General features: G+C 69.7%; 5 protein-coding genes and 1 pseudogene. 4 read left to right on the forward strand and 2 right to left on the reverse strand.

Annotated elements, in window-relative coordinates; genetic code table 11:
* Positions 1 to 90 precede the first annotated feature (90 nt).
* The gene (gene hisC / locus AB0C36_RS42225; RefSeq protein WP_358364878.1) at positions 91 to 1209 is read right to left on the reverse strand and encodes a histidinol-phosphate transaminase; all 1119 of its coding nucleotides are present in this window, start codon (positions 1207 to 1209) and stop codon (positions 91 to 93) included.
* Positions 1210 to 2193: 984 nt separating this feature from the next.
* On the opposite strand from hisC, the gene AB0C36_RS42230 reads away from it, so the two are divergent.
* The 3 genes from AB0C36_RS42230 to AB0C36_RS42240 all read left to right on the forward strand — a co-directional run bounded on the left by AB0C36_RS42230 (position 2194) and on the right by AB0C36_RS42240 (position 5140).
* Positions 2194 to 2550, forward strand: a complete 357-nt coding sequence (locus AB0C36_RS42230; protein WP_358364880.1) for a hypothetical protein — start codon at positions 2194 to 2196, stop codon at positions 2548 to 2550.
* Positions 2551 to 2793: 243 nt separating this feature from the next.
* Positions 2794 to 3312, forward strand: a complete 519-nt coding sequence (locus AB0C36_RS42235) for a hypothetical protein (RefSeq protein WP_358364882.1) — start codon at positions 2794 to 2796, stop codon at positions 3310 to 3312.
* Between the two features lie 628 nt (positions 3313 to 3940).
* Positions 3941 to 5140 carry a hypothetical protein gene (locus AB0C36_RS42240; RefSeq protein ID WP_358364884.1) on the forward strand — a complete coding sequence of 400 codons (1200 nt, stop codon included), beginning with the start codon at positions 3941 to 3943 and terminating at the stop codon, positions 5138 to 5140.
* 336 nt (positions 5141 to 5476) lie between these two features.
* Here AB0C36_RS42240 and AB0C36_RS42245 read toward each other — a convergent pair whose 3' ends face one another.
* Positions 5477 to 6175 carry a type III effector protein gene (locus tag AB0C36_RS42245; protein WP_358364886.1) on the reverse strand — a complete coding sequence of 233 codons (699 nt, stop codon included), beginning with the start codon at positions 6173 to 6175 and terminating at the stop codon, positions 5477 to 5479.
* 155 nt (positions 6176 to 6330) lie between these two features.
* Between AB0C36_RS42245 and AB0C36_RS42250 the strand changes: the two are divergent.
* Positions 6331 to 6567 (forward strand): annotated as a pseudogene (locus tag AB0C36_RS42250) (Hsp20/alpha crystallin family protein); the annotation flags it as partial.
* Between the last annotated feature and the right edge of the window lie 96 nt (positions 6568 to 6663).

Raw genomic sequence — 6663 nt, forward strand, 5'->3', positions numbered from 1 at the left:
ACGATCGCTGCACGTGCCGCGTTCCCCACCACGCCACCATGATCCCCGATCGGCAGTTCGACGCGTCACCGCCAACCATGCACGAGCTCGTTAGGCGTGGCACGTGCCAGCGGTGGGGGTGAATTGGTCGATTGCGGCAAGGAGCGCGTCGTTCTCTGCCGGAGTGCCGATGGTGGCGCGTACGCAGCGTTCAAGGCCGGGTTGATCGCTTCGGTCGCGGATTTTGACGCCGGCGGCATGGAGGTGCTTGACCAGGAGGGTGGGGTCGTCGGCCTCGAACAGCACGAAGTTGGTGACGCTGGGGTGAACGTGCAGTACTTCGGGCCGGGCGGCCAACGCGGCTTCCACGCGGGTGCGTTCGGCGCGGATGCGGAGGATGTTCGTGCGGGCGTGTGCCAGCCCTCGCGGGGACAGGGCGTGCGCGAGTACGCGCAGCGAGGACTGGGTCAGCGGATAGGGCGCGAGAACCTTGCGCAGGATCCGGATCACGTGTGGGTGGGCGATAGTGATCCCGCAGCGCTCCCCCGCCAGGCCGTACGCCTTGGACAGCGTCCGCAGCACCACCAGGTTGGGATGGGCGCCGATGTGGTGGGCCAGGGTGGCCTCGTCGTGGAAGTCCTGGTAGGTCTCGTCGGCGATCACCAGCGTCTTGCCGCGCAGGGCCTCGGCCATCGCGAGGACGTCATCGTGTGCCACCGGGGTGCCGGTGGGGTTGTTGGGGGTGCATACGAAGACCAGCTTGGCTCCGGCGGACGCGGCGTGCAGCACGCCGTCGACGTCGAGCCGGAATCCGTCGGCGGCGACGAGGGGTACCGCGCGCACGCCCGCGCCGTGGATCCTGGCGGCGACCTCGTACATCGCGAACGTCGGCGGGTTGACGACGATGTGGTCGGTCCGGGCGTCACAGAAGGCACGGACCAGCAAGGCTATGGCTTCCTCCGCGCCGCGACTGACGAGAAGCTGATCCACCGTCGTCGCGAACAGCCATGCGAGTCGGTCCAGCAGCCATGTCGGCTGGGGTTCGGGGTAGCGGTGGGAGGGCCACGATTGGGTGTCGTCGGGCGGGGGTTCGCCGGTGAACGGCGGGTACGGGCTCTCGTTCGCGTCCAGGTACACCGAGATTCCGGCCGTGTCCGATTCCTCGCGACCGGTGGCGTAGGCGGTGAGCGCGAGGATCTCGGGCCGAGCCAGGCGCTGGATCTCTTCCATGTGTGCCCCCTCGAGAGGTCGTGGCGTGGCGGGAAACGGATGATCCAATTCCGTTTCGCGACAAGGAAATAAGGCAAGGTAGGCGGGAGTCTTGTCACGCGTTCGGCGGCGAAGAGCGGGGCGCCGTCCCCCACGTCTGCCTCGTTCCGGTCGTCGTCCGTCGATAGGGGCCTGCGCTCGTCCGGCAGCACTCATCCTTCCGGCGAGGCCCTGGGCCCAGCTCGTATTCGGGCGATGTTCGCGCTCATAGGCCAAGACCAATCGGCGTGGGTCTCGCGATCACGCAGTGACCTGGGCGAGAGCCTGGGCCTGGGTCTGAACCTGGCCGACGGTGGCGGCGAGCGCGAAAGCGCCGTCGGCGCCGGCTTGGGCAACGCGCTTCGTGAGCGAACGCAAGGTCCGAATTCCTCCCCGGGAACGGGTACGTCCGGGAAGTATCCGGCCGTGCGGCGTGAAACCACCAACCAGAAAACGCACACACCGACGACGCTATCTGGATGTTCAGTAAGGCCGTTCCGCGGTTCGTGAAATCCGTCAAGTGCGGCGTAGGCGCGCAAAGTGCACCGCGTCACCGGGCAGGCAGTGGGAATGGTGCGCGACGCCCCCGTGCGGGGTCTGGAAGTGCGTCCGCGCCCCCTGGAGCACCGGAAATGGTGCATCAGCCTCGTATTCCCGGCCGGATGACGCCGCTGGAGTCCTACGCCGCGCTTGCGCCTGGAGACAGGGGGCACCGCGAGGACATTGGCACCTCAAAGCCTGAACGCGTGCTCTGTCCACGGAATCCGGATGGCACGAAACCACCTCAAGGACCGCGAAGTGCGTGCGCGATGATCGCGTCGCTGTCGCGCTGCGGCACGCTGGGCGGCGGTCCGTCCGGCGGACAACCTTCGGCCGTCACCGTCGTCGCAGTACACGCCCCCTCGTCCGGGCACATCTGTTCACACTCACCTGATATTGCGAGTCCATGCCGGCTATTGAGAGTCCATGCCCGCGTATCCGCGTCAGGCTGTCGGCGACGCGTCCAAGCAACTGCCGGCCGGCGTGGTCGTGCCCGACCCCTACAGCGACGCGCTCGATCCGGCCGGCAACCAGCTCTTGCCGTGGCGACATGGCCAGGAGGAACTGCCCCAGTCGTCACTGAACACGGCGGGGCGGGAGTTCGCAAAGGAACTGCTCGACGTTTTCACGGATTTCGAGGGACCGTCGGTCCCGGTCTTCGCGGGCGGCTGCACGCTCCCGCGACACAGATCCCGGCGAGCAACCCACACCAGCTGCGACCTCAGGCGTCACACCCTGGAAGGCCGAGGACCGCAGGATGGCAAGCAACTCGGCAAGGGATAGGCGACGCGCTCCGGACCACCGCCACCCCGGTCGGCGGACGGAGTGAGCTCGTCGGACGGTCACCGCGCGGTGCCGCAGCCGAAGATGCAGAACGGGTGCCCCGCGAGGTCGACCGGGACGTACAGCGCCAAGCACTGGAGAGTAGACCGGGCGCTGACCGACGTCATGACCCGTCGCCTTACCAGCACGAACACCCTGCCCCGGCCCACTGCGCAAGCAGTCACAGCATGAACATCGAGGCGCTTGCTCGACGCGCTCGGCCTTCAGGACGACGCCGCCCGCGTCCTGGTCGACGGTCTCCGCGCACCAATCGACGAACTGCGAGGCCGGCTACGGGAAACCGAGAGTACCTCGAAAGCCTGGCGATCACCCGGAAGACCATCACGGCCTCACCGACCGGTGGCCGGCCGTCCCGCCGGACCTGCCCGAGCACCCGACGGCCCGCGCATCCTCGGCATCTTCAACGACGCGACCGGCCCGCTGCGCGCCAACGACGTCTGCGACACCCTTGACCACGAACGGCTACCGAAGAATATCGAGGGCACCCGCTCCAAGCTGAAACGCCTGGTCAAGCTCGGCCTCCTCAATCGAGATCGACACCGGCAGCTTCACCGCGAAGTCCTGGCCTCCATCCGAGACCAGGGCCCTCTCGTGAACCGCTGTCAGCTGCCGTCGTCTGCCTCCCATTCGGCCACCACCCTCGTCGACCAGGGAGACGTTGTCGCCGACGCGCAGCAGAAAGCCGCCCCGCCCTCACCATGATCGCCTCGCACCCGGCCCTGTTCGCCGAGCTCAACCGCTACACCTCAGATGCCATAGCGCCCGACCTCGGCGCCCGTGCCCTCGCCGAGGCCGGACCCGTCCGTCGGCCGCGCCCCAACCCTGAGATCGGCCGGCCGGTCACCACCGGTCCGCGGCCCGCGGTCTCGGGCTTCTTTGGATGGCCGGCAGTCGGCGCACTTCCTCGGCCTGGGCGCGGGCGGCCGCAGCGTCGGCGTGGTGCGGGTTCCCGCCGGTGTTCTCGGATGCGGCGCCGAGCCGGTCGAGCGAGTCGGCCTCACGGGCGCGGAGTCGGGCGACGGGGCCGTGTCCTCCCGGCGGGGAAGTTCGCGTCGACCGGATAGCAGAGGTCCCAGAGCCGACCTCTACTGTTGAACCGCGTCAAGATCACCGAGGGCTTGGAGTGCGCGTGCGCGGCCACCTGATTCGGGCCGCTGCGGCCGCCGTCCTCCTGATACTGCCCGCCTGCAGCTCCCCGGGGGACTCTTCGGACACGGCAGAGGCGCCCGTCGACCCGCGACCCGGGGACGGCGCACGCGCGCAGGTGCAGGACGGGCCGCAGTGGCCCGGTCCCGCCCTTCCCGGACTGTCCGAAAAGCCTGCCTGGTCGATGGCCCGCGGCGGCACCGATTCGCACCGCGACGAAGTGCGGGTCTTCGGCAACACAGTGGCGGTGCTGCAGTATTCGGCTGCGAAGAAGAACGGCTGCGACACCTACCGCGCGGTGTTCCGCGATGCGGCGACCGGGCGGGAACACGCGACCGCGGAGGTGGCCGGAGCGGTCTCCGTCGAGACATGGCAAGGCCGACCCGCTCTGGTTGCCCGCTGCGACGGGACTGTTCCCGCTTCGGGAACGAATGCGGCACGCCACGCGATCACGGTCACCGCGTTCGACGAGAACGGCCGGCAAATCGGCACGGCCGAAGTCGCCGGGGGCGAACTCGGCAGCCAGGAAACGATGATCGACGGCCGGGTCGTCCGCAGCGGCCCGGACACCCAAGGCACGTACCGCATTTGGGTGCGGCCCGTCGGCGCGCCGGCACCGGGCACACCCGTCCACACCTGCGACGTTCGCGGGGACAACTCCTGCAACCGGCCGATCGAGGCCTCGGGTGAGACGGCGGCGTTCACGGCGCAGACCCTGTTCGTCACCGAGCCGGGCGGCACCGAAGGCCTCGACCACCTGCGGGCCGTGGACCCTGCGACGGGGCAAACGCGGTGGTCGACAGCCACCGTGCAAGCACCCACCGGTGCCCCGACCGTGGACCGGATCCAAGGCAAGACCCCCGAGCGGCGCGCGGTCGTGGTTGGGTCGGCCGGCGACAAGGTCGTCCTCGGCTGGTACGGCCACGAGGAGACGGCGAAGTACGTCGGCGGCCCCTACTACCTGGGCCTGTACGACGCCATGAGCGGACGCCTCGTCGGCAGCGGCCCCGCCCCGACCGCCGAGTCCGTCGAAGATGCCGCTCTGCATTCCGACGCCTCGACGATCTACCTCTACGCTTCCGGCTTCGCCGCCGCCTGGGACATGGCGACTGGCGCCTTGCTCTGGCAGCAGACCGAGAGCGAACGCCCGATACACGTCTTTGCCGCGGCCAACGGCGCGGCCTATGCGGCCGCCGACGCGTCCGCGGGTATGGACAAACGGACCCAGGTCACCGAGTCTGTCGTGATCAACGCCCGGACCAAGGCGGTCCTCACCGAGTCCGGGCCATCCGGGGAAGGGATCCCCCAGGTCGCCGCGAACGGCTACGCAACCGTCGAAACCCCAGACCGGATCTGGGTCTTCGCGCCGCGCCCCGTCACCTGACACAGACCCGGACGCCCGTTCGAGGCTACAGGTCGACCCGCATGTCCGCGGCCAAGCCGACGCCCCTGTCTCGCCCCCCGAACCGCGGACGCGGGGTGATCGGTAGGGCACGGACACGGCGTACCGCCCCGCCACCACACAAACCGAAAGCGCGGCCCGCCATCGGCCCCCGCAAACCACCCCCGAGTCGTGGTCACGGAATCCCCCAGGGCTTCGTGATCGATGCAGACCGGGTACTCGCGGTTCCGGGCGGCCGGCCCCGGATGTGGGGTCCGGGTGAACACCAATACCCCCTGCCAGTCCTCGCGGCGTCGCCAGGGGGCGAGCGGCCCGTGCTCAGGTCGCGCGTGGGCGGTGCCTGTCGGTCGTCCGGCGCAGGTGGTCGACGTGTGCGGTGTAGGCGTCGATGCGGGCGCCTAGGTCTGGGTGGTCCGGTCCGAGGTGGGGGCGGGTTGCGGTGAGGGGTGGCAGGAGCCGGGCGGGATCGTCGTGGCCGAGGGCGGCGGCGAGTCCGGCCTGCGGCTCGTTCGCGTGGGGGCCGAGGTCGTCGAGTGCGGTGATCTGTCCGGCGAGGGCGCGTAGTCCGGCGGCGTGTTCGCGGGCCCACGCGCTGACCGCGCGGTCGGCCGCGCGTTGGTCGCGGGTGGCTTGGACGCGTTGGTCGCCGGTGGTGCCGGGGGTGCCGCCGGGGCGCAGGCGCAGGTAGCGGCGTTCGGCGGCCTGGCGGCTGGCGACGCCGAGGGGTTCGGCCAGCGAGGCCCAGCTGGCGCCGGCGTGGCGGGCGTCCTCGATCAGGTCGGGTTCCCACGAGGCGAGGCGGGCGCGCAGTTCGCGGAGCAGCACCAGCGCGGCGAGGGCGTCGTGGGTTTCGGGCACCGCGTCGCGTGCGGTGCCGGGTGCAGTGTCGTGGTCGGCTGCGTCGCGGCGGGCGGTTGTGACTGCGGTGTCGATGGCGCGCAGCGCGGCGGCCGCGGCCAGGAACCGGATCCGGGGTTCGGCCTCGACGCGGTCGGGTTTCCCGGCGGGGATGGTCACTGTGCCTCCGCCTTCCTTCAGCATGTCATCGTTCTGCTGACTTCGTGTTTGTCATCGTTACGACGACATGTTACAACAGGATCGAGGTGAAGCACACAGGGCACGGTGCAGGCCCGTCCGGGCCCGCCAGGCCCGAGAACCGGAGGTGACTTGCGATGCTGATGCGTACCGGCCCGTTCCGCGAGCTCGACCGGATCACCCGAAACGCCTTCGGCGCGACCGGGACCTGCTCGGGGCCGTCCGTCATGCCGATGGACGCCTGCCGCGCCGGCGATGGGTACGTGGTGGCGTTCGACCTGCCCGGTGTCGTCCCAGAGGCGATCGACATCGACGTCGAGCGGAACATGCTGACGGTCCGTGCCGAGCGCCGGCCGCTGCCGCACACCGAGGACGCCTAGGTCGTGTCTTCAAAGTGGTGACGCGGGATCATGGTGTTCGTGATTCGGCGTTATGAACTGACGGATGACGAGTGGGCGTTGATGGAGCCG

This window comes from Streptodolium elevatio (assembly GCF_040649515.1).
Classification (GTDB): Bacteria; Actinomycetota; Actinomycetes; order Streptomycetales; family Streptomycetaceae; genus Yinghuangia; species Yinghuangia elevatio.